Raw genomic sequence first — 23,904 nt, 5'->3', positions numbered from 1 at the left:
CCCGGCGGTTACGTGAAGCTTAACTGTTCTCGAGGCCCTCGCCGTGAAGCGTGGTGTCGAGGCCCTCTGCTTCCTGAGCGTCACTGACGCGCAGACCTGTGGTGAACTTACAGATCACCAGGATGATGAACGTCACGACGGCGGACCAAGCGATAGTCCAGGCCAGACCCATGGCCTGGGTCGGGATATTGGCTCCTTCAGACAGGCTGTTCACGGCCGTGGTGGCGAAGACGCCAGTCAGGATGGCCCCCAGCAGGCCGCCCGCGCCGTGGATGCCGAAGGCGTCCAGGCTGTCGTCGTAGCGCAGCAGCTTCTTGAGCCACACCGCCGAGGCGTAGCAGACCGGACCGGCGATCAGGCCGATAATGACCGCGCCCTTCGGATCGACGAAGCCCGCCGCCGGCGTGATGGCCACCAGACCGGCGACCAGCCCCGAGAGCACACCGATCAGTGACGGCTTCTTCTTCTCCATGACCTCGACGATCTTCCAGGTCAGTGAGGCGGCGAAGGCGGCCAGAAGTGTGTTGAGCAGGGCAACGCCCGCGATGGCGTCGGCCGCCCAGGCCGAGCCGGCGTTGAAGCCGATCCAGCCGACCAGCAGCAGAGACGCGCCGATCATTGTCAGGACCGGGTTGTGGGCGTTCATGGCTTCCGCGCCATAGCCTTTGCGCGGCCCCATGAAGAGGGCGCAGACTAGTCCCGCCACGCCGGAGTTAACGTGCACCACCGCGCCTCCGGCGAAGTCGAGCACACCCGCCGAGCCCAGGAAGCCACCGCCCCAGACCCAGTGACAGATCGGAGCGTAGACCAGCAGGGTCCACAGGCCGGTGAACAGCAGCAGCGCGGAATACTTGATCCGCTCGGCGAATGCGCCGGTGACCAGCGCGGGCGTGATGATGGCGAAGGTCAGCTGGAAGGCGATCCAGAGATATTCCGGCAGGCCCGGCGCGGCTGAGTAGGCCGTCTCCATGGTCACGCCGTTCAGAAAGGCGGCGTCGAGGCTGCCGATAAAGGACTGGACCGTCTCGCCGTCGAAGCCGAACATCGGCTGGCCGACGCCGAACGCCAGAGAATAGCCCGCCGCGAACCAGGCCAGGCTGACCACGGCGGCCACGCCCAGTGACTGGGTGATGGTAGCGATGACGTTCTTCCTCCGCACCATGCCGCCGTAGAACAGGGCCAGGCCCGGCAGGGTCATCAGCAGGACCAGGGCGGTCGACGTCAGGATCCAGGAGCTGGCGGCTGCATCCACCTCGGCCACGGCCTGGTGGGCCAGGAGGGCGGGGGCGGGAGCGGCCTCTTCTTCGGGCGCGGCCACCGCCTCGACAGCGGCGGCGGCTTCGGTGGCTGCGGCCTCGGCCGTTTCGGTGACGGCGGTCGCCGCGACTGCCACGGGTTCGGCGGGCGCGGCGAAGGCGCCCCCCGCATAGAATAGAGCTGCGGTGAGCAGACAGAGGGCGATCGCCCCCGGAAGTCGGTTGAGCAACTGCGACATGAGCATCCCCTCTTCGATCTCGCAGTTGCGAACTGTTTACCGCAATGGAGGGCCGCGCAAGGGGCTTATGGCGTTTTTGTGCAACTTTCGTGTTCTTGTTAGCACATATCCACGCCTGACGAATAGATTATTGCTTCCAACCTGCGCTGCAGCGCACAATAGCACTGTGTGACGGCTGAGCGACGAAAAGGTTAACCCCGGATCATCCCCAATGCATCTGCACCCGGTGGGACGCCGCCCAGTGGATCGCCTTGATGGCGTCGATGACCGCTCCGGCCGCCGCCCGCGTGCCGAGTTCGCCGCCCAGGTCGGCCGTGACCGCGCCCGCCGCGAGCACGGCCGCGACCGCCGCCTCGATGGAAGACGCTTCGTCCTCGAGGTCCAGGCTGTGGCGCAGCATCATGGCCGCCGACAGGATGGTCCCGACCGGATTGGCTAGGTCCTGACCGGCAATGTCCGGCGCCGAGCCGTGGATGGGCTCGAACAGGCCCGGTCCCGATTCGCCGAGCGACGCCGATGGCAGCAGGCCGATCGAGCCGCCCAGCACGCTGATCTCATCGGACAGGATATCGCCAAACATGTTCTCGGTCAGAATGACGTCGTACTCGCGAGGCTTGCGGATCAGGTGCATGGCCATGGAGTCTACCAGGGCGTGCTCCAGCGTGACCTGGGGAAACTCCTCGGCGTGGATGCGGGTCACGACCTCGCGCCACAGGCGGCTGGTTTCCATGACGTTGGCCTTGTCGACCGAGGTGACCTTGCCGCGCCGCTGGATCGCGGTCTTGAAGGCAGCGCGCGTCACCCGCTCGATCTCCGGCACCGTGTAGATGCACAGGTCGGACGCCATATCGTCGGTGCGGGTCTTCTCGCCGAAATAGACGCCGCCGGTCAGCTCGCGAAACACGATCAGATCGACGCCCTCGACGATCTCCTTCTTCAGCGGCGAGCGGTGCGCCAGGACCGGCGAAACCTGCAAGGGCCGCAGGTTGGCGAACAAGCCCATGGCCTTGCGGATGCCCAGCAGACCCTCCTCCGGCCGTCGCTTGCCGCCGTCCCACTGCGGCCCGCCCACCGCGCCCAGAAGCACGCCGTCGGCCGCCAGACAGGCGGCGGTCGTCTCGGACGGCAGGGGATCGCCGGTGGCGTCGATGGCGGCGCCGCCGATCAGGTGCTCGGCGAACTCGAACCGGTGGCCGTAGAAGTCGCCGATGACGCCGAGCACGGCCTTGGCCGCCGCCGTCACTTCGGGGCCGACGCCGTCACCGGGCAGCAGGACGATGTTGTAAGTCTGGGCGGGGGGCATCAGGCAGGCTCCTTGGCGCGAGCACGTTCATAGGCTTCGACGGCGGGCAGGTGGTTCTGCAGCCATCCGAGGGTGTCGACGCCGTCCAGCAGGCACTGGCGAGCGAAGGGTTCGACGGTGAAGGCGACGGGCGCGTGGTTGCCTCGCCGCAGTTCCTGAGTTTCCAGATCGAGCGTCACCGGCTGTTCCGGATGGGCGGCCAGATCGTCCCAGACGGCCTGATCCACGACGACGGGCAGGAAGCCGTTCTTCAAGGCGTTGGAGGAGAAGATGTCGGCGATCGAGGTCGAGATCACCGCGCGGAAGCCGTAGTCCACCAAGGCCCAGGGCGCGTGCTCGCGCGACGAGCCGCAGCCGAAGTTGTCGCCGGCCAGAAGGATGCGGTGCTCGGGCGGATCGATGCGGTTCAGCACCGCCTCGGGCTTGGGCGTCCCGTCGGCCTCATACCGCCAGTCGTGGAAGGCGTGGCGGCCCAGACCCTCGCGGCTGGTCGTGGTCAGAAAGCGGGCCGGGATGATCTGGTCGGTGTCGATGTTGGACTGCGACAGGACCAGGACTTTGGAGGTCAGGGCGCGGAAGGGTTCAGGCATCGACCTTCTCCAGGAACAGGCGGGGATCGGTCAGGACACCCATGACCGCGCTCGCCGCCGCCGTGGCCGGGCTGGCCAGTATGGTGCGCGCGCCCTTGCCCTGACGGCCCTCGAAGTTGCGGTTCGAGGTCGAAACCGCCAGCTGGCCCGGTCCCACGAAGTCGCCGTTCATGGCGATGCACATGGAGCAGCCGGGGATGCGCCACTCCGCTCCGGCCTGGGTGAAGACGGTGTGCAGCCCCTCGGCCTCGGCGTCGCGCCGCACGGCCTCGGAGCCCGGCACGACCAACATGCGCACGCCCGGCTTGACCTTCCTGCCCCGCAGCACATCGGCGGCCGCGCGCAGGTCGGGCAGGCGACCGTTGGTGCAGGAGCCGATGAAGACCACGTCGACCGGCTGGTCCGTTGTCGCCCGCCCGGCCTCGAATCCCATGTAGGCCAGGGCCTTGCGTTCGCTGTCCGACGCCGGCTGAGGCACTGGTGCGCCGATGGGCGCGCCCGCGTCCGGCGTCGTGCCGAAGGTCGCCATCGGCCGGATGGTCGCGCCATCGATGACCACCTCGGCGTCGAACACCGCCCCCGGATCGCTCGCCAGCGTCAGCCAGTCGGCCGCCGCGCGTTCGAACGCCTCACCCCGCGGGACATGCCGACGGCCCTTTAGCCACGCGACGGTCTTCTCATCCGGCGCGATCATGCCGGCGCGCGCGCCCGCCTCGATCGACATGTTGCAGAGGGTCATGCGCCCTTCCATGTCGAGCGACCGCACCGCCTCGCCTGCGTATTCGATGACGAAGCCGGTCCCGCCGCCGAAGCCCAGCTCGGCGATGACGGCGAGCGCCACGTCCTTGCCGGACACGCCGGGCGACAGGACGCCGTCCACCGTCACCCGCATGGCTTTCGATCTGCGCTGGATCAGGCACTGGGTCGCCAGCACATGGGCCACCTCCGACGTACCGATGCCGAAGGCCAGCGTCCCGAAGGCGCCGTGCGTCGCCGTATGGCTGTCGCCGCAGACGACGGTCATGCCCGGCTGGGTCAGGCCCAGCTCCGGCCCCATGACATGGACCACGCCTCGGTCGGCGCTGTCCCACCCCGCCAGGCTCACGCCGTGCAGCGCACAGTTGGCCTCCAGCGCATGGACCTGGGCCTCGGCCTCCGGGGTGACATAGGGCTTTAGGCCGTTCAGCCCGGCGGGGAGCGTTGGCGTGGAATGGTCCAGCGTGGCAAAGGTCCGATCTGGACGCCGCACCTTCAGGCCCCGCGCCTCGATCTCGGTGAAGGCCTGGGGGCTGGTGACCTCGTGGACCAGATGCAGGTCGATGTAGAGCACGCCGGGCGTGTCGGCGGTCTCGGGGACCACGACGTGCCGGTCCCAGACCTTGTCGAAGAGGGTTCTAGGCGGCGACATGTTCGCGCTCCCTCGGCTGGGTCGCCACGCAGATGGCCGTCAGCTCGGCGTCGTCGATCTCCCCGATCTGATCCGCGCGTTCCTTGAAGGCGGCGAAGGCGTCGGTCAGGTGCTGGCCGGTCAGGGGATGACCCAGGACCTCGGCCCGCTTGGCCACGGCATGGCGGCCGGAGTGCTTGCCGAGCACGAAGAAGCTGCCTTCGAAGCCCACGTCCTGAGGCCGCATGATCTCGTACGTGCGGGCGTCGGCGAACATGCCGTGCTGGTGGATGCCGGCCTCGTGAGCGAAGGCGTTGATGCCGACGATGGCCTTGTTGCGCACCACCGGCGAGTGGGTGATCTCGCTCAGCAGGCGGCTGGTCGCGACCAGCTTGGTGCTGTCGATCCCCGTGGTGACGCCGAACCGTTCGGCCCGGACGCGCAGCGCCATCACCACCTCTTCCAGCGAGGCGTTGCCGGCGCGTTCGCCGATCCCGTTGATGGTCGACTCCACCTGCCGCGCCCCACCCTCGACGGCGGCCAGGCTGTTGGCGACTGCCAGGCCCAGGTCATTGTGGCAATGGGTCGAGAAGACCACGTCCGGATGGCGCGGCCGGATACGGGCGATCAGGAAGCGATACAGCTCCCGGATCTCGTCGGGCGTCGAATAGCCGACCGTGTCGGGCACGTTCAGCGTGGTCGCGCCTGCGTCGGCCACCGCCTCCAGCACCTCGGCCAGGAACTCCGGTTCGGTGCGGATGGCATCTTCGGCGGAGAACTCGACGTCGTCGAAGCGGGTGCGGGCGTACTGAACGGACGCAATGGCCTGGGCAAGGACCTGATCGGTCGTCATCCTCAGCTTGGCCGAGCGGTGGATGGGGCTGGTACCCAGGAAGATGTGGATGCGGCGTCGCGACGTGCCCTTCAGCGCCCGCCAGGCCGCGTCGATGTCGGCCTCGGTGGAGCGCGACAGGGAGCAGAAGACGGGGCCTTGGTCGTCTTCGGCCACCTCGCCGACGACGGCGCGGATGCAGTCCTCGTCGCCCGGAGATGCCGCCGCGAAACCGGCCTCGATGACGTCGACGCCCAGCGCCTTCAGCGCCCGCGCCATGCGCACCTTGTCGGCGGGCGACATGGAGAAGCCCGGCGCCTGTTCGCCGTCCCGCATGGTCGTGTCGAAGACGGCGACGCGGTTCGGGTCGTTCGGTACTCGATCTTCGGTCATGCCGCCGCCCCGGTCTGGAAGCCGTAGGTCGCGGCGGCGAAGCCGACGCGGGTCGCCCCGTGCAGCTTGTCGATCTGCCGGCCCAGGTTGTCGGCGCAGCGCCCGGCGTCGCGGCCGCGCACCTGCATGGACACGCGGCGCATGGCCCCTTCGTCCGACAGGCTCATGCCGTCGATGTGAAAGCCGCGGCGCTCGACGAGGCCGATCAGGCGCTGGAGCGAACCGTCGGCGCGGTCGATGGTGATGTGGATGGTGTCTGTCATCAGATGTCCCCCTCGAAGCGGGTGTCATGCATCATTTCGGCGTTGGACTTGCCCGGCGGCACCAGCGGCCAGACGTTCTCTTTCGGGTCGATCAGGACGTGCGCGAGGCAGGGCCCGGGCGCATTCAGCAGGCGCTGGATCCCGGCGGAGACCTCCTCGCGCCGGCTAATTCGGAAGGCCTCGACGCCGAAGGCCTGGGCCACGGCGACGAAGTCGGGATTGTCCGACAGATCGACCTCGGAATAGTTCTCCTCGAAGAACAGCTCCTGCCACTGGCGCACCAGGCCCAGGCTCGAGTTGTCCAGCAGCACGATCTTCAGGGCCACGCCGTAGCGGCGCAGCGTCGCCAGCTCCTGGATGTTCATCATGAAGCTGCCGTCGCCGGACACCGTGACGACGTGGGCGTCGGGGTTGGCCATCTTGGCGCCCAGACCGGCAGGCAGGCCGTAGCCCATGGCCCCCAGGCCACCCGACGTAAGATGCGCTTCGGGCCGCGAGAAGGCGCAGTGCTGGGCCACCCACATCTGGTGCTGGCCGACGTCACAGGCGGCGATGAAGCGGTCGCCGGCGGCCCTGGACAGTTCGTTCAGCAGGGCCGGCGCATAGACCCCCTCTCCCGGGGCGTCGTAGCGGAAGGCGTGACGGCGCGCGGCCGACGCCGAGCGGATGATCCAGGGATCGATCGCCAGCGGGGCCTTGGCGACCCGCGTGGTCAGGGCCTCGATCCCGGCCTTCAGGTCGCCGACGACCGGCACATGGGCGGCCCTCAGCTTGCCGATCTCGGCCGGGTCGATGTCGAAATGGATGACACGGGCCTGGGGCGCGAAAGCGTTCAGCTTGCCCGTCGCCCGGTCGTCGAAGCGGGCGCCAAAGACAATCAGCAGGTCCGCGTCCTGCACCGCCTCATTGGCCGCACGCGTCCCATGCATCCCCAGCATGCCGAGGAACCCCGGCGCATCGGTCGGGATCGATCCCAGGGCGTTCAGCGTCGAGACCGCCGGGATACCGGTCCGCTCGGCGAAGTCGCGCAGAGCCTGGGTGGCGCCCGCGATCTTCACCCCGCCGCCGACGTAGATCAGCGGGCGTTCGGCCGCGCGGATCAGCTGCTCGGCCTCGGCGATCGCCGCGTGATCCAGAGGCTCGGCCTCGTTCGGATAATGGAAGCCGTAGTCGTCGGTCGCCATACCGACCTGGACGTCCTTTGGCAGGTCGACCAGCACGGGACCAGGCCGGCCCGAGTGGGCGACGTGGAAGGCCTCCTCGATGACGGCGGGGATGTCGGCGGGGTCGCGGACGACCCAGCTGTGCTTCACGATCGGCAGGGTGACGCCCAGGATGTCGATCTCCTGGAAGGCGTCGGTGCCCATCAGGTGCGTCGCGACATTGCCGGTGATGCAGACCATCGGCACCGAGTCCATCATGGCGTTGGCGATGCCGGTGATCAGATTGGTCGCGCCCGGCCCGGACGTGGCCATGCAGACCCCGACCTTGCCCGTCGAACGCGCCCAGGCGTCGGCGGCGAAGGCCGCGCCCTGCTCATGCCGGACCAGTATGTGCTTCAGGCCCGAGCCGGTCAGGGCATCGTAGACCGGCATGATGGCCCCGCCCGGATAGCCGAACACCACCTCGACCCCCAGCCGCTCCAGGGTGCGGACGAGCAGCCGCGCGCCCGACTGGGGCGCGGCGGCTGGCGTTTCCTTGAAGGCGGCGGCGGCGGTCATGACGGTCACTCGTTACGCTTTCGGCTCAGGCCGCTTCGGCCGTCTTGGGCGCATGCAGCCAGGCCATGCGTTCACGCAGGGACGCTCCGACCGACTCGATCAGATGCTCGCCGTCGGCCTTGACCAGGGCGTCGTAGGCGCCCTTGCCCGCCTCGTTCTCGGCGATCCATTCGCGGGCGAAGGTGCCGTCCTGGATCTCGGTCAGGATTTCCTTCATCCGGGCGCGCGTCTCGCCGTTGATGACGCGCGGACCAGACGAGACCGAGCCCCACTTGGCCGTCTCGGAGATGAACTCGTTCATCTTGGTGACGCCGCCCTCGTAGAACAGGTCCACGATCAGCTTCAGCTCGTGCATGCACTCGAAGTAGGCGATCTCGGGCTGGTAGCCGGCCTCGACCAGGGTGGTGAAGCCGCCCATGACCAGCTCCTTGGCCCCGCCGCACAGGACGGCCTGTTCGCCGAACAGGTCGGTCTCGGTCTCTTCCTTGAAAGTGGTTTCCAGCAGGCCGCCCGTGGCCCCGCCGATGCCCTTGGCATAGCCCATGGCCCGGTCGCGCGCCTTGCCGGTCGCGTCCTGCTCGACGGCGAACAGGGCGGGCACGCCGCGCCCACGCACGTATTCCCGGCGAACCAGATCGCCCGGCCCCTTGGGCGCGACCAGGATGACGTCCATGTCCTTACGCGGCTGGACCCGGCCGTACAGGATCGAGAAGCCGTGGGCGAACAGGATGGCGGAGCCCTTCTTGGCGTGGGGCTCGATCGTCTCCTTGTAGATCGCCGCCTGGGCCATGTCGGGCGTCAGGATGGCGATGATGTCCGCCCCCTTGACCGCGTCCGCGGGCTCGGCCGTGGCGATGCCGTCGGCGGTGGCGTTCCGCCAGCCCTTGCCGCCGTGACGGACCCCGGCGATCACGTCGTGGCCGCTGTCCTTCAGGTTCCGGGCATGGGCGCGGCCCTGGGAGCCATAACCGATGATGGCGATGCGCTGACCGGCGATGGCGCCCGGTCGGATGTCGTCGTTGGTGTAGATCTGCATGGCTCAGGCTTCCTCGGTCTGACGGTTGTCGGCCCGGACTTGAGCGGGCGGCGGGTTGGGGATGGTCACGGCGCCTTGCGCGGCCGAGGCCACGGTGGCGCGATACTTGGCGAAGACGCCCGTGGCGGCCTTCAGCGGCGGCTGGACGTGGCCTGCGCGGCGCGAGGCCAGGTCGGCCGCGACGTCGATCCGGCGGTTCGTGACGTCGATGGTGATGCGGTCGCCGTCGCGGATCAGGGCGATGGGCCCGCCCGCCGCCGCTTCCGGCGACACATGGCCCGCGACGAAGCCATAGCTGGCGCCTGAGAACCGCCCGTCGGTGATCAGGGCGACGTTGTGGACGCCCCGGCCCTTCAGGGCGGCGGTCACCTGCAGCATCTCGCGCATGCCGGGGCCGCCCTGGGGCCCTTCGTAGCGGATGACGATCACGTCGCCCTCGCCCACCGAGCCGTCCTGCACCGCATGGAAGGCGTCTTCCTCACTGTCGAAGACGCAGGCCGGGCCTTCGAAGCGGTCGACCTTGTGGCCGGTCAGCTTGATAACGGCGCCGTCGGGGGCGACGTCGCCATAGATCACGGCGTAGGAGCCGCGCGGGCTGAAGGGCTCGGCGATCGTGGATACGACCTGCTGGCCCGGCGCGGCCTCGGCTTCGGCGGCCTCGGCGAACAGGCTGCGGCCCGAGACGGTCGGGGTGTTGGTGATCTTGCCCGCCTCGGCCAGACGCTGGGTCACCAAGCGCGTGCCGCCGGCCGCGTACAGGTGGCTGGCCAGGAAGCGCCCGCCGGGCTTCAGGTCGCAGATGACCGGCGTGGCCTCGCAGGCCGCGTTCATGTCCTCGACCCCAAAGGCGATCCCGGCCTCCGCCGCGATCGCGGTCAGGTGCAGCACGGCGTTGGTCGATCCGCCCGAGGCGGAGACGGCGGCGGCGGCGTTCTTCAGGCTGGCGCGGGTGATGTATTTGCGGGCCGTGTCGCCGGCGAAGACCCGCTCCACGATCAGGCGGCCGCAACGTTCGCCCTCCCCCGCCTTCGCCGGATCGACGGCGGGCACGTCGTTGGCCCCCATCGGCGACAGGCCCATGACCGACAGGGCCATGGCCATGGTGTTGGCGGTGAACTGACCGCCGCAGGCCCCGGCGCCGGGACAGGCCGCGCTCTCGACCGCCTTCAGGCCGTCGTCGTCCAGCGTTCCCGCGCCATGCGCGCCGATGGCCTCGAACACCTCCTGAATGGAGACCTCGCGCCCGCCGACCACGCCCGGCAGGATGGTGCCGCCGTAGTAGACCAGGCCCGGAATATCCATGCGCGCCAAGGCCATGGCCGCCGCCGGGATGGTCTTGTCGCAGCCGACGATGCAGACCACGCCGTCCAGCTGGTGCCCCTGCACCGCCAGCTCGATGGAGTCGGCGACGACTTCCCGGCTGATCAGCGACGCCTTCATCCCCGGCGTCCCCATGGAGATCCCGTCGGTCACGACGATGGTGTTGAAATCGACCGGATATCCGCCCGCCGCCCGGATGCCTGCGCGCACATCCGCGGCCAGCCGGTCCAGGTGCATGTTGCAGGGCGTGACCGACGACCAGGTGTTGACCACCGCGATCATCGGCTTGTCGAAGTCGGCGTCCTGCATGCCCGCCGCGCGCAGATAGCTGCGGGCCGCCGCCCGGTTGGGACCGCGCGTGACCACCGCGCTGCGGTGCCGGGGGCTGGAGGTGAAATCTTGCGTCGTCACGAAATCGGGTCCGGTGGCTTTTCCGGACCGCGCGCAACAAAAAACCCGCTTCCTTTCGGGAGCGGGTGGCTGCGGGCGATCCTGTTTTGGTTGGGTTCAGGTCGTCAGCGTCCACGCCGCTCCGGCGAGCAGGCCAAGAAGTACGGTGAGAATGAGGGTGTTCAGGGCGATCGAAACGGTCTGGACTCGCGAAGCCGCGACGGCGCGAGCCGTGCGGGCGTTCGGGGTGTGACGGGTCGACTGGCTCACGGCCGGCTCCTTGCTGCCCGCCCATAAGGCCAGACATCGCTGCGCCGCACAAGGGCAAATTGGAAGAATGTTCCAAAACGGGGCATCCGAGCGCCCGCTGTGGCAATTTCAACCCGAGACGGGTCTCAGCCGTCCACCAACTGCTGGAGCATGGGCGCGAGCAGAGCCTTCATCCGTTCGCATTCCTCGGGCGACAGCTTCATGCCGCCGGACAGGTCGCGGCCGACCGCGATCCCCATCAGGATGCCCGCGATGACCCGCGCCCGGATCGGCGCATCCTCTCCGCCAAGCCATTCGGTGAAGGGCTGGTAGAATCCTTCGATCGCCGCCTGCTGCACGATCTCGGCGGCCTTGGGCGAGCCCGCGGATTTCAGCATGATCAGCAGCCAGGCCAGATCCTCGTCCTTGGCCGGGCCATAGACCAGGTCATCGGCCATGCGCTCGCCGAAGGTTGCGCGGTCGCCGTCCATCAGCTCGTCGCCGTCGCAGTCGTCCAAAACCGCGCGAAACAGTTCTTCCTTCGATCCGAAGTAGCGGGAGATCAGGGCCGGATCGACGCCGACGTCGCGGGCGATGTCGCGCATGCCCACCTGCTCGTAGCTCTCGGCCGCGAATCGTTTCGCTGCCGCGTCCAGGATGGCGGTGCGCGTGGCGGCGGCGTTGCGAGGGCGAGGGCAGACGGCGGCGAAACCCAATGTGATCTCCCAGTGGAGGCCCGAATCTGCGGCGTTCAGGTCCTGTCTTGCTGTTATCCCGATATGACGATGTCACCACGTGTTGACAAGCGTGAGGGTTCGCCGCATCTAAGTCAACAGGCGTTGACCACCCCCCGGTAGATTGGGTCGGTGCCTGACAGGGAAATCGCTCCGACAGGGAGATTGCGCGCATGCGCGGGCTGAAGATTCTGGCCGTGTCCGTCCTTCTGACGGGCGCGCTTTACGGCTGTTCGCAACGTTCGGAGGCGCAAGGTCCGCCCCCCGCCGCACCGGTCACGGTCGCCGTGCCGTTGGCCGAGCGCGTGGTCGATTGGGACGATTTCACCGGCCGGTTCGAGGCGACCAGCCAGGTCGAGGTGCGCGCCCGCGTCGGCGGCTTCGTTCAGGCCGTCCACTTCCGCGATGGCGACTTCGTGCGGCGCGGCCAGCTTCTGTTCACGCTCGACCCCCGTCCGGCCCAGGCGCAGCTGGCCGCCGCCCGGGCGGCGCTGAGCCAGGCCGAGGCGCAGTTGGCGCTGGCCCGCACCAATCTGACCCGCTCCGAGGGGTTGCTGGCCAGCCAGGCCGTCAGCCAGTCGGAAGTCGACACCAACCGCGGCGCCGTCGAACAGGCGGAGGCCGCCGTCGCGTCCGCCCAAGCCAACGTCCGCGCCCGCGCGCTGGACCTGGAGTTCACCCGCGTCGTCGCTCCGGCGTCGGGCCGCGTGTCCGACCGCCGCGTCGATCCGGGCAATCTGGTCGCCGGCGGCTCGTCACAGGCGGACGTGCTGACGACCATCGTCTCCTCCTCGCCGATCTATTTCGTGTTCGAGGCGTCCGAAGCCCTGCTGCTCAAGTATCAGCGCGACGCCCGCGCGGGCCGCTCGGCGCCGGTGCGCGTGCGCTTGCAGGACGAGGCCGAGTTCACCCGCTCGGGCACGCTCGACTTCACCGACAACGCCGTCGATCCGGCGTCCGGAACCATCCGCGCCCGCGCCATCATCCCCAACGCCGACGGGTTCTTGAAGCCCGGCATGTTCGCCCAAGGCCGGGTCGCCGGGGCCGGCGCCTATGACGCCCTCCTGGTGCCCGATAGCGCCGTGGCGACCGATCAGGCGCGCCGCGTGGTCATGGTCGTCAACGCCGACGGCACGGTCACGCCGACGCCCGTTCAGCTGGGGCCGCTCGTCGATGGTCTGCGCGTCATCCGCTCGGGCATCCGGCCGACCGACCGCATCATCATCGACGGCCTGCAACGCGCCATGCCCGGCATGAAGGTCCAGCCGACCAACGGCCGCATCCAGCGCCAGGCCCGCCCGGAACAGGCCCCGGTGACCACCGCGCCGCCCGCCGCCACCGGCACCTCGGCCGGCGCGCTGACGCAGTCCACCGTTTCCGGCGACTGAAGGCCTGATCGATGAACATCTCGCGCTTCTTCATCGACAGGCCGATCTTCGCGGCCGTCCTGTCGGTCTTCATCACCCTCGTGGGCGTCTTCGCCTATCCGCTGCTGCCCCTGTCGCAGTATCCGGAGATCGCGCCGCCGACGATCACCATCAACACCGCCTATCCCGGCGCCTCGGCCGAGACCCTGGCCGAGACCGTCGCCGCCCCGATCGAGCAGGAGGTGAACGGCGTTGAGAACATGCTCTATCTGACGTCGTCCTCGACGTCGGACGGGGCGGTGGCCATCACCGTGACCTTCCAGCCGGGCACGGACCTGGATCAGGCCCAGGTGCTGGTCCAGAACCGGGTGGCGCTCGCCGAACCTCGCCTGCCCGAGCAGGTGCGCCAGGTCGGCGTGGTCGTGAACAAGCAGACCACCAGCTTCCTGATGGTCATCGGTCTGACCTCGCCGGACGGAGTCCTGTCCAACGACTATGTCGGCAACTACGCCAACGCCAATCTGCGCGACCGACTGTTGCGGCTCGAGGGTGTGGGCGCCGTTCAGGTGTTCGGCGGCGGCAACTATTCGATGCGGATCTGGATCGATCCGAGCAAGGCCGCCGCGCGCGGGCTGAACGCCACCGACATCACCGCCGCGCTTCAGGCTCAGAACGTCCAGGCCGCCGCCGGCTCCATCGGCCAGCCGCCGTTCGCCACCAATGCGGCGGCCTTCCAGCAGCCGATCCAGGTCCAGGGCCGCCTGTCCGACCCCGAACAGTTCGCCGACATCGTCATCCGGACCGATCCCACGACCGGCGCCGTCACCCGCATCCGCGACGTGGCCCGCGTCGAGCTGGGGGCTCAGGACTACGGCATCCGCGGCTTCTTCGACGGCGAGCGCGGGGTCGGCATGGCCATCCTGCAGCAGCCGGGATCGAATGCTCTGGGCACCGCTGACCGCGTGCTGGCCGAGGTCGAGGCCATCCGCGCTGAACTGCCCCAGGGCATGGAGATCAGCGTCCCCTACAACCCCACGGAATTCGTCGCCAAGTCGGTCGAGAAGCTCCAGACCACCCTGATCGAGGCCGTGGCCCTGGTCGTGCTGGTGGTGCTCATCTTCCTGCAGAGCTGGCGCGCGGCGATCATCCCGATCGTGGCTATTCCTGTCTCTCTGGTCGGCACCTTCGCGGTGCTGCTGGGCCTCGGCTATTCGATCAACTCGCTGTCGCTGTTCGGCCTGGTTCTGGCCGTCGGCATCGTGGTCGACGACGCCATCGTCGTGGTCGAGAACGTCGAACGGTATCTGCGCCAGGGCCTCAGTCCGAAGGAGGCCGCCTACAAGTCGATGCAGGAGGTCTCGGGCGCCCTGATCGCCATCGGCCTGGTGCTGGTCGCCGTGTTCGTGCCGACCATGTTCGTGCCGGGCATTCCGGGCATCTTCTATCGCCAGTTCGCCGTGACCATCGCGGCCGCCTCGGTGATCTCGCTGTTCGTGTCGCTGACGCTGTCGCCGGCCATGTCGGCGGTGCTGCTGCGCCATCACCAGCCCCACGACGAGGCCACCGCCCGGCGCGGCGGCTGGCGCGAGATTCCCTATTGGGCCGGCTGGGCGGGACGTCAGTTCAACCGCGGCTTCGAATGGCTGTCGAACAAGTACGGCCGCTTCACCGCCCGCGCGGTGCGGGTCATCGGCCTGGTGCTGGCCGTCTATGTCGGCATGCTGGCCCTGACCGCCTGGCGTCTGATCGACACTCCGTCCGGCTTCATTCCGGAACAGGACCAGGGCTATCTGATCGGCGTCATCCAGCTGCCGGCCGGGTCGTCTCTGGACCGCACCCAAGCGATCATGACGCAGGCCGCCGACATCATGAAGTCGACGGAAGGCGTTGACGGCACCGTGGCCTTCGCCGGCCTGGACGGCTCCAGCTTCTCGTTCGGCTCCAACGCCGCGACCATCTTCGTGCGGCTGGACGACTTCAAGTATCGCACCACGCGAGAGACGGCGGCCGTGGCTCTGGCCGGGGCCATCACCGGCGCGTCCCAGGGCATCCAGGGGGCCAACATCTTCGTCATCGCCCCGCCGGCGGTTCAGGGTCTGGGCAACGGCAACGGCTTCAAGATGATGATCCAGGACCGCCAGTCCGCCGGCTACGGCGCGCTGGAGGGGGCCACCTTCGCCATGATGGGCGCGGCGGCCCAGACGCCGGATCGGGTGCAGCAGGTGTTCTCGCTCTACAACACCGGCTCGCCGCGCGTGACCGCCGACGTCGACCGCGACCGCGCCCTGATGATGGGGGTGCAGCCCAACGACGTATTCAACACGCTGGGCGTCTATCTCGGCTCGTCCTACGTCAACGACTTCAACCTGCTGGGCCGCACCTTCCGGGTGACCGCCCAGGCCGAGCCCGCCTATCGCGACGACCTGGCCGACATCGCCAATCTGAAGGTCCGTGCGTCGTCTGGCGCCATGGTCCCCATCGGTTCGCTGGCGACGCTGAAGGAGGAATCCGGCCCGGCCCGCGTGGTGCGCTACAACCTGTTCACCGCGTCCGAGCTTCAGGGTTCAGCAGCCCCGGGCGTCTCATCCGGTCAGGCCCTGGCCCACATGGAGCAGATGGCCGGACAGGTTCTGCCGCCGGGCTTCAGCTACGAATGGACCGAGCTGGCGCTGCAGGAGAAGGCGGCGGCCGGGGGCGCGGCCCCCATCTTCATCGTCGCCGTGCTGATGGTCTTCCTGGTGCTCGCCGCCCAGTACGAGGCCTTCACCCTGCCGCTGGCGGTGCTGCTGATCGTGCCGCTCTGTCTGCTCGCCGCCATGCTGGGGGTGAACGCACTCGGGCTCGACAACAACATCCTGGTGCAGGTGGGCCTGATCGTGCTGATCGCGCTCGCCGCCAAGAACGCCATCCTGATCGTGGAGTTCGCCAAACAGGCCGAGGACGATCACGGGCTGGACACCCGGGATGCCGCCGTCGAGGCCGCCCGCATCCGCCTGCGCCCGATCCTGATGACCTCCTTCGCCTTCGTGCTTGGGGTGCTGCCCCTGGTGCTGGCGACCGGTCCGGGGGCGGAGATGAGCCGCTCGCTCGGCGCCGCCGTCTTCTTCGGCATGCTAGGCGTGACCCTGTTCGGCCTCGTCTTCACACCGGTCTTCTACGTGATCACCCGGGCGCTGGCGAAGCGGCTGCCGCAGGGCGCGAAGAAGAAGCCGCCGACGCCTGGCGGCCACGGCGAGGGCGACTTCGCTGGACCGTCCTCCATCACCCAGCCTGGACCCGCGCCTGCGCTCGGCGCGCCGCGCCAGGGAGACGCCGCATGATCCGCTCCAAGATCACCCCCCTCCTGACCGCGGTCGCCGCCACCGCCCTGTTGGCGGCCTGCGCGGTCGGGCCGAAGGCGCCTGACGCCCCTCTCCCCCCCTCGGCGTCAAGCGCCTTCGTGAGCACGCCGATCGGGACCGCCAACGGCGCCGTCCAGACGGCCGAGGCACGCGACGACTGGTGGCGGCTGTACGACGATCCGGTGCTCGATAGTCTGATCGAACAGGCCTTCGCCGAGAACAACGAGCTGGAAGCCGCCATCGCCAACGTCCGCTCGGTGCGCGCGACGCTGAGCGAGACGCGCGGCGGTCGCCTGCCGACCCTCAGCGCCACGGCATCGGGCACCTACAGCCGTCAGTCGGCCGGCTCGATCCCGCCCGGCCAGGGTCCGGGCGGGACGCAGGAAGAGCTTGAGACCTACGACGTGGGGCTGGAGACCAGCTATGAGGTCGACCTGTTCGGCCGCGTCTCGGCCGCGATCCGCGCCGCCCGCGCCGACGCCGAGGCCGCCGAGGCCGCCATGCGCACGGTCCAGATCATCGTCGCGGCCGAGACCGCCCGCGCCTATGCCGACGCCTGTTCCGCCAACGCCCAGATCGCGGTCGCCGAACGGACCATCTCGCTGCAAGGCCGCACGGCCGACCTGACCCAGCGTCTTCTGGATGGGGGAGCAGGGTCGGGTCTCGATGTCGCGCGCGCCCAGTCCCAGCTGGCCTCCACCCGCGCCCAGTTGCCCACGCTTCGCGCCCAGAGGGACGGGGCCCTGTTCCGCCTCGCCACCCTGACCGGCCGCACGCCCGCCGAAGCCAGCGAGGCCGCCCGCGCCTGCACCCGCCCGCCCCAGCTGTCCCAGCCTATCCCCGTCGGCGACGGCGCGGCGCTGCTGGCTCGTCGCCCCGACGTGCACGAAGCCGAACGTCGACTGATCGCGGCGGCGGCGCGGGTCAATGTGGCGGTGGCCAATCTCTATCCCCGCATCACGCTTGGCGGCTCTTTGGGCGCCACCGCGCTCGACATCGGCGACCTGGGCGACGAGGACAACTTCCGCTTCAGCCTGGGACCGCTGCTGACCTGGTCCTACACCAACCCCGGCGTTGCCCAGGGACGGGTCAACCGGGCGGAGGCCAACACCGACGTGGCGCTCGCCACCTTCGACCAGACCGTTCTCCTGGCGCTCCAGGAAACCGAGACGGCGCTGACCAACTACGCCAACGAGCTGGACCGCCGCTCAGCCCTGACCGAGGCCCGCGACCAGGCCGCCGAGGCCGCGCGCCTGGCCCGCCTGCGGTTCGACGCCGGGGCCGACAGCTTCCTTTCGGTTCTCGACGCCGAACGCACCGAAGCCGCGGCCGAGGCCACGCTGGCGCAATCGGAAGCCCTCGTCACGACCTACCAGATCGCCTTGTTCAAGGCTCTGGCCGGAGGTTGGGAAGCCTGACCTCGTAAAGGGGCATCGAAGCATATTTCATGCCCTGACGGGCCTGAATGTCGCGTGGATGGGAAATCATTTGCGCTGGCGGCCCTGCTTGTCGTTAAATGCTGCCATGCAGCAAAAGGGCCCCTCCGAGCCGCAAGGCTTCGTCGTCCAACCGCGCCGCCTGCCCAAGGCGGACGCGACCGCCCGCGTGCGCGATTTCGGCGAGATCATCGTCAAGCCGACGGCCGAGGCGCTGGAGACCCAGGCCGGACGATGCACCGACTGCGGCGTGCCCTTCTGCCAGAACGCCTGCCCGCTTCAGAACAACATTCCCGACTGGCTGAACCTGACCGCCGAGGACGATCTGCGCGAGGCCTGGCGCGTCGCGTCGGCGACCTCGACCATGCCCGAGATCTGCGGCCGCATCTGTCCGCAGGACCGGCTGTGCGAAGGCTCCTGCACGCTCAACCAGTCCGGCTGGGAGGCCGTGACCATCGGCTCAGTCGAGGCCTTCATCGGCGACACGGCCTTCGACAACGGCTGGGTCGAGCCGATCCATCCGGCCCATGAACGTGGCGAGAGCGTCGGCATCGTCGGCGCGGGGCCGGCAGGGCTCGCCGCCGCCGACCGCCTGCGCGAGCAGGGCTACGCCGTCACCGTCTACGACCGGCATGACCGGCCCGGCGGTCTGCTGATCTACGGCATCCCCGGCTTCAAGCTGGAGAAGCGCATCGTCCAGCGCCGCATCGACCGCCTGGTCGACGGAGGCGTGGTCTTCGTCACCGGCTGCGAGGTCGGACGCGATGTGACCCTGGCGGAACTGCGGGAACGGCACGACGCCGTGCTGCTGGCCTTCGGCGTCTATCAGGCGCGGGCCTTGCAGGTCCCGGGCGCGGGGCCCGGCGACACGGTCGCCGCGCTCGACTTCCTGATCCACCAGAACCGCCGCGACCTGGGCGACGCCGCCGGGGCCGACTGGCACACCGCCGAGGGCCGCGAGGTCGTGGTCGTCGGCGGCGGCGACACGGCCATGGACTGCGTCCGCACCGCCGTCCGCCAAGGAGCCAAGTCGGTCACCTGCCTCTATCGCCGCGACCGCGAGAACATGCCGGGCTCGGCCCGCGAGGTCGCCAACGCTGAGGAAGAGGGCGTCGTCTTCGAATGGCTGGCCGCGCCCAAGGCCCTGATGTCCAAGGGCGAGGCCGTGACCGCCGTCCGCGCCGCCCGCATGGCCCTGTCCGAGCCCGAGTTCGGCAAGCGCCGCGAGATCGTGCCGGTCCCCGGCGCCGACTTCGACGTCAAGGCGGACATGGTGATCGAGGCTCTCGGCTTCGAACCCGAGGCCTTCGCCGCCCACGACCCGGACCTGGCCCTGACCGACTGGGGCACGCTGAAGGTCGCGGGCCGCAGCAGCGCCACCAGCCTGCCGGGGGTCTTCGCGGCGGGAGACGCCGTGCGCGGCGCCTCACTCGTCGTCTGGGCCGTGAAGGACGGTCAGGACGCCGCCGCCGAGATCGACCGCTACCTCCGCGCCCGCACGCAGGAGGTCGCGGCATGAGCTGGCTGACACAATACGAGGCGGATCGCGCCCGGCTGATCGACGCCCACGCCTATGACCCCTCATCCGAGCGCGATGCCTGCGGCGTGGGTCTCGTCGCCGCCATCGACGGCAAGCCGCGCCGCGAGGTGGTCGAACTCGCCATCAAGTCCCTGAAGAACGTCGCCCACCGCGGCGCGGTCGATCCCGACGGCCTGTCGGGCGACGGCGCGGGCCTGATGGTCGAGGCGCCGCAAGGATTCTTCGCCGAACAGGTCCGCACCATCGGCCAGAGCCTGCGGCCCGGCCCTATCGCCATCGGCCAGGTCTTCCTGCCGCGCACCGATCTGGGCGCCCAGGACCGCGCCCGCGCGATCGTCGAGACCGAGGTGCTGCGGGCCGGCTTCTATATCTACGGCTGGCGCCAGACGCCGATCGATCTGTCGGTCGTGGGCTCCAAGGCCGACGCAACCCGGCCCGAGATCGAGCAGATCATGCTGGCCTGTCCCGCCGATCTGATCGACGGCCGGGACGATTCTGGGGAGGTACTGGAGCGCGAGCTCTATCTGGTCCGCCGCCGCATTGAGAAGGCGATCACGGCCGAGGCCGTGCCCGGCTTCTACGTCTGTTCGCTGTCGTCGCGGTCGCTGATCTACAAGGGCATGGTTCGGGCCGAGCTGCTGGATCGGCTCTATCCCGACCTGCTCGATCCACGCTTCGAGGCGGCTTACGCCATCTTCCACCAGCGGTATTCGACCAACACCTTCCCGGAATGGCGCCTCGCCCAGCCGTTCCGCATGCTGGCCCACAACGGCGAGATCAACACGCTGAAGGGCAATCTGAACTGGATGCGGAGCCACGAAATCCGCATGGCCGCCACGGCCTTTGGCGATCACGGCGAGGACGTGAAGCCGGTGGTCCAGGCGGGCGGGTCGGACTCCGCCTCGCTGGACAACGTCTTCGAGGTGCTGGTTCGCGCCGGCCGGCCCGCGCCCATGGCCAAGGCTCTGCTCATCCCCGAGGCCTGGGCCAAGGACGAGGGCCTGATGAAGGCCGAGCATCGGGCGCTCTACGCCTACTGCAACGCCGTGATGGAGCCGTGGGACGGTCCCGCCGCCATCTGCGCCACCGACGGCCGCTGGATCGTCGCGGGCAAGGACAGGAACGGCTTGCGCCCTCTTCGCGCCATGGAGACCCACGACGGCCTGTTGCTCGCAGGCTCTGAAGCGGGTCTGGCGGGCCTGCCGGAATCCCGCATCAAGCGCCGTCTGCCCATCGGCCCCGGCCGCATGATCGTCGCCGACCTCAAGACTGGCGTGGTGCTGGACGAGGCCCAGGCCATCGACGCCCTGGCCGCCGACCATCCCTATACGGAGTGGCTGGAGAACATGGTCGATCTGGAGCCCCTGATCGGCCCCGGACCCGAGCCCCGCGCCGCCACCGGCGAGGCCCTGACGCGCCGCCAGATCGCGGCGGGATACTCGCGCGAAGACCTCGATCTGCTGCTCGATCCCCTGATCAAGGAAGGCAAGGAGGCGGTCGGCTCGATGGGCGACGACGCCCCGCCGGCGGTGCTGTCGGCCCTGCCACGCCCGCTGGCCCACTACTTCCGCCAGAACTTCTCCCAGGTCACAAACCCGCCGATCGACCCTTTGCGCGAAGCCGGGGCCATGAGTCTGAAGACCCGGTTCAAGAACCTGGGCAACATCCTGGCCGAGGAAGAGGCCCAGACGAACGTCTTCGTGCTGGACAGCCCGGTCCTGACGACCGGCATGTATGAGCGGATGCTGGATGTTGTGGGCGCGGGTTCCACCGTCGTCATCGACTGCTCCTATCCTCTGCCAGCGTCCGAAGATCGGGCGGGCGCTGGTTTGCGCGCGGCGCTGGACCGCATTCAGGCGGAAGCCGAAGCGGCCGTCCGGGGCGGCTCAGGGCTCGTGGTGCTGACCGACGAACGCGCGTCCGAGACCCGCATCACCATCCCGATGATCCTGGCAACCGCGGCGGTGCACAAGAGACTGACCGACACGGGACTGCGCAGTTTCGTCTCCATCGTCGTGCGCTCGGCCGAGGTGCTGGACCCCCACGGGTTCGCCGTTCTGGTCGGCGTCGGCGCCACCGCCGTCAACGCCTGGCTGGCGCAGGAGATGTTCCAGGAGCGGCTGGATCGCGGCGCCTACCCCGGCCTGTCGCTCCGCGACGCCTGCCTGAACTACAAGGCCGGCATCGAGGCGGGGCTGATGAAGACCCTGGCGCGCAAGGGCATCAGCGTCATCTCCGCCTATCGTGGCGGCTGCGAGTTCGAGGTGCTGGGCCTCAGCCGCGCCGTCACGGCCGAGTTCTTCCCCGGCGCCCCGTCGCGCATTTCCGGCATCGGCCTGGCGGGTCTGGAGAAGGCGGCCATGACCCGCCATGCCCTGGCCTGGACCGAGGCGACGCCGACCCCGGCCATGGGCGGCTTCTTCCGCATCCGCGCGGGCGGCGAGGCCCACGCCAACGAGGCTCGGACGATCCACCTGCTGCAGGACGCCTGCAATCGTGGCGACTACCGCCGCTTCAAGCAGTACTCCGAGGCCGTGCGCGAGCAGCCCGATCTGGCCCCGCGCGACCTGCTGGACTGGAAGGAAGGCCTGACGCCGGTCCCAATCCATGAGGTCGAGAGCGTCTCTGACATCCGCCGCCGCTTCCTGACGCCGGGCATGAGCCTGGGCGCGCTCAGCCCCGAGGCCCACGGCGTGCTCAACGTCGCCATGAACCGGATCGGCGCGCGCAGCGTCTCGGGCGAAGGCGGCGAGGATCCGGAGCGGTACGCCACGCGCCCGGACGGCGACAACATGAACTCGGCGGTCAAGCAGATCGCGTCGGGCCGCTTCGGCGTCACGGCCGAGTATCTGAACCAGTGCCGCGAGATCGAGATCAAGATCGCCCAAGGCGCCAAGCCCGGCGAGGGCGGTCAGCTGCCCGGCTTCAAGGTCACCGAGTTCATCGCCCGGATGCGGCATTCGACACCCGGGACGACCTTGATCAGTCCGCCGCCGCACCACGACATCTATTCGATCGAGGACCTGGCCCAGCTGATCTACGACCTGAAGTCGATCAACCCGGACGCCCGGGTGACGGCGAAGCTGGTCTCGGCCTCCGGCATCGGCGCCATCGCGTCTGGCGTCGCCAAGGCCAAGGCCGACTGCATCCTGATCGCCGGCCACAACGGCGGCACGGGCGCCTCGCCCCAGTCCTCGATCAAGCACGCGGGCCTGCCGTGGGAAATCGGCCTGGCCGAGACCCATCAGGTGCTCAGCCTGAACAACCTGCGCAGCCACGTCGTCGTCCGCGCCGACGGCGGCATGCGGACGGGCCGAGACATCGTCGTCGCCGCCATCCTGGGCGCGGAGGAGTTCAACATCGGCACGGCCAGCCTGATCGCCATGGGCTGTCTGATGGTGCGCCAGTGCCACTCCAACACCTGTCCGGTCGGCGTCTGCTCCCAGGACCCGCGTCTGCGCGAGAAGTTCACCGGCACGGCCGACAAGGTCGTGAACCTGTTCAGCTTCATCGCCGAGGAGGTGCGCGAGATCCTGGCCTCACTGGGCGCGCGGACCCTGGACGAGATCGTCGGGCGCACCGACCTGTTGCGCCAGGTCCGGCGCGGCGGCTCGCATCTGGATGACCTCGATCTCAACCCTCTGCTGGTCCGCGTCGAGGCCGCCGAGAAGAAGGCCTGGGCCGAAAAGGGCCGCGCCGAGGTCCCGCCGACGCTGGACGCGCGCATCCTGAACGACGCCTGGGCCTTCCTCGACCGGGGCCAGACGTCGGAGCTCAGCTACCCGATCTCCAACGTCATGCGCACGATCGGGGCGGGGATCAGCTCGGCCATCGTGCGCCGCTGGGGGCCAACGGGTCCGACAGGCGTGCTGACGCTGAAGCTGGTGGGTTCGGCCGGTCAGTCCTTCGGCGCCTTCGGGGCCAAGGGGCTGAAGCTGGAGCTGACGGGCGAGGCCAACGACTATGTCGGCAAGGGCCTGTCCGGCGCCGACATCGTGGTCAAGCCCATCGAGTGGCGCGAGCACCAGCCCGCCATCGGCAACACGACCCTGTATGGCGCGACGTCCGGACGGCTGTTCGTAGCGGGCAGCGCGGGCGAGCGGTTCGCGGTGCGGAACTCGGGCGCGCAGGCCGTGGTCGAGGGAGCCGGCGCCCACGCCTGCGAATACATGACCGGCGGTCGGGTCGCGATCCTTGGTCCGGTCGGCTGGAACCTGGCGGCGGGCATGTCCGGCGGCGAACTGTTCGTGCTGGACGAAGCCGGCCGCACAGGACTGGCGCTGAATGGCGACCTGGCCTCCTTCGGGCCGGTCACCGAAGCAGCGGCGGGACGGCTGAAGGCCCTGATCGAGGCGCATCTGGCGGCGACGGGATCGCCTCTGGCGCGGCGGCTTCTGGGGGCCTGGGGCGACAGCCTGAAGCGGTTCGTCCGCATCGTGCCGACCCCGGTCGCCGAGGCCGAGCGCAAGCTTGACCAGGGAGAAGCCGTCCCCGCATGATCCGTCCA

General features: G+C 69.2%; 16 protein-coding genes. 5 read left to right on the top strand and 11 right to left on the bottom strand.

Translation table 11 applies throughout. The features are described 5' to 3' along the window. Positions 1–19: 19 nt before the first annotated feature. The 11 genes from Q333_RS0100255 to Q333_RS0100205 form a co-directional block, all read right to left on the bottom strand. On the bottom strand, positions 20–1,495 hold the full coding sequence (locus Q333_RS0100255; protein ID WP_029414737.1) for an ammonium transporter: 1,476 nt from the start codon (positions 1,493–1,495) through the stop codon (positions 20–22). Between the two features lie 202 nt (positions 1,496–1,697). Further along, a complete protein-coding gene (leuB, locus tag Q333_RS0100250; RefSeq protein WP_029414736.1) occupies positions 1,698–2,798 on the bottom strand; it encodes a 3-isopropylmalate dehydrogenase in 1,101 nt (366 codons plus the stop codon). Continuing rightward, positions 2,798–3,388, bottom strand: a complete 591-nt coding sequence (gene leuD / locus Q333_RS0100245) for a 3-isopropylmalate dehydratase small subunit (protein WP_029414735.1) — start codon at positions 3,386–3,388, stop codon at positions 2,798–2,800. Before leuD ends, leuB begins: the two co-directional genes overlap by 1 nt. Then, positions 3,381–4,796, bottom strand: coding sequence for a 3-isopropylmalate dehydratase large subunit (gene leuC, locus Q333_RS0100240; RefSeq protein ID WP_029414734.1), 1,416 nt, complete (start codon positions 4,794–4,796; stop codon positions 3,381–3,383). Before leuC ends, leuD begins: the two co-directional genes overlap by 8 nt. Continuing rightward, on the bottom strand, positions 4,783–6,000 hold the full coding sequence (locus tag Q333_RS0100235; RefSeq protein WP_035293417.1) for a 2-isopropylmalate synthase: 1,218 nt from the start codon (positions 5,998–6,000) through the stop codon (positions 4,783–4,785). The genes leuC and Q333_RS0100235 overlap by 14 nt, the downstream gene beginning before the upstream one ends. Next, positions 5,997–6,263, bottom strand: a complete 267-nt coding sequence (locus Q333_RS0100230; protein ID WP_029414732.1) for an ACT domain-containing protein — start codon at positions 6,261–6,263, stop codon at positions 5,997–5,999. The genes Q333_RS0100235 and Q333_RS0100230 overlap by 4 nt, the downstream gene beginning before the upstream one ends. Then, positions 6,263–7,984, bottom strand: a complete 1,722-nt coding sequence (gene ilvG, locus Q333_RS0100225) for an acetolactate synthase 2 catalytic subunit (RefSeq protein WP_211249666.1) — start codon at positions 7,982–7,984, stop codon at positions 6,263–6,265. The genes Q333_RS0100230 and ilvG overlap by 1 nt, the downstream gene beginning before the upstream one ends. A gap of 25 nt (positions 7,985–8,009) precedes the next feature. After that, positions 8,010–9,020: a ketol-acid reductoisomerase gene (gene ilvC, locus Q333_RS0100220; RefSeq protein ID WP_029414730.1), complete on the bottom strand. Its 1,011-nt coding sequence runs from the start codon at positions 9,018–9,020 to the stop codon at positions 8,010–8,012. 3 nt (positions 9,021–9,023) lie between these two features. Beyond that, a complete protein-coding gene (gene ilvD / locus Q333_RS0100215) occupies positions 9,024–10,751 on the bottom strand; it encodes a dihydroxy-acid dehydratase (protein ID WP_029414729.1) in 1,728 nt (575 codons plus the stop codon). Between the two features lie 96 nt (positions 10,752–10,847). Further along, the gene (locus Q333_RS17475; protein WP_157072318.1) at positions 10,848–11,000 is read right to left on the bottom strand and encodes a hypothetical protein; all 153 of its coding nucleotides are present in this window, start codon (positions 10,998–11,000) and stop codon (positions 10,848–10,850) included. Between the two features lie 125 nt (positions 11,001–11,125). Beyond that, positions 11,126–11,695: a TetR/AcrR family transcriptional regulator gene (locus Q333_RS0100205; RefSeq protein WP_245591442.1), complete on the bottom strand. Its 570-nt coding sequence runs from the start codon at positions 11,693–11,695 to the stop codon at positions 11,126–11,128. Positions 11,696–11,886: 191 nt separating this feature from the next. Here Q333_RS0100205 and Q333_RS0100200 point away from each other — a divergent pair, with 191 nt between their 5' ends. The 5 genes from Q333_RS0100200 to gltB all read left to right on the top strand — a co-directional run bounded on the left by Q333_RS0100200 (position 11,887) and on the right by gltB (position 23,896). Further along, entirely contained in the window at positions 11,887–13,101 is a 1,215-nt protein-coding gene (locus tag Q333_RS0100200; protein WP_029414727.1) for an efflux RND transporter periplasmic adaptor subunit, read from the top strand. A gap of 11 nt (positions 13,102–13,112) precedes the next feature. Continuing rightward, on the top strand, positions 13,113–16,400 hold the full coding sequence (locus Q333_RS0100195; protein ID WP_029414726.1) for an efflux RND transporter permease subunit: 3,288 nt from the start codon (positions 13,113–13,115) through the stop codon (positions 16,398–16,400). Further along, the gene (locus tag Q333_RS0100190) at positions 16,397–17,839 is read left to right on the top strand and encodes an efflux transporter outer membrane subunit (RefSeq protein WP_029414725.1); all 1,443 of its coding nucleotides are present in this window, start codon (positions 16,397–16,399) and stop codon (positions 17,837–17,839) included. Before Q333_RS0100195 ends, Q333_RS0100190 begins: the two co-directional genes overlap by 4 nt. 106 nt (positions 17,840–17,945) lie before the next feature. Beyond that, the gene (locus tag Q333_RS0100185; protein WP_029414724.1) at positions 17,946–19,376 is read left to right on the top strand and encodes an NAD(P)-dependent oxidoreductase; all 1,431 of its coding nucleotides are present in this window, start codon (positions 17,946–17,948) and stop codon (positions 19,374–19,376) included. Next, positions 19,373–23,896, top strand: a complete 4,524-nt coding sequence (gltB, locus tag Q333_RS0100180; RefSeq protein WP_029414723.1) for a glutamate synthase large subunit — start codon at positions 19,373–19,375, stop codon at positions 23,894–23,896. The genes Q333_RS0100185 and gltB overlap by 4 nt, the downstream gene beginning before the upstream one ends. Positions 23,897–23,904: the final 8 nt, after the last annotated feature.

Source organism: Brevundimonas bacteroides DSM 4726 (genome assembly GCF_000701445.1).
GTDB classification, from domain to species: Bacteria; Pseudomonadota; Alphaproteobacteria; order Caulobacterales; family Caulobacteraceae; genus Brevundimonas; species Brevundimonas bacteroides.
Note: the sequence above shows the minus strand (reverse complement) of the source record. Positions and strands in the feature narration are given on the sequence as shown.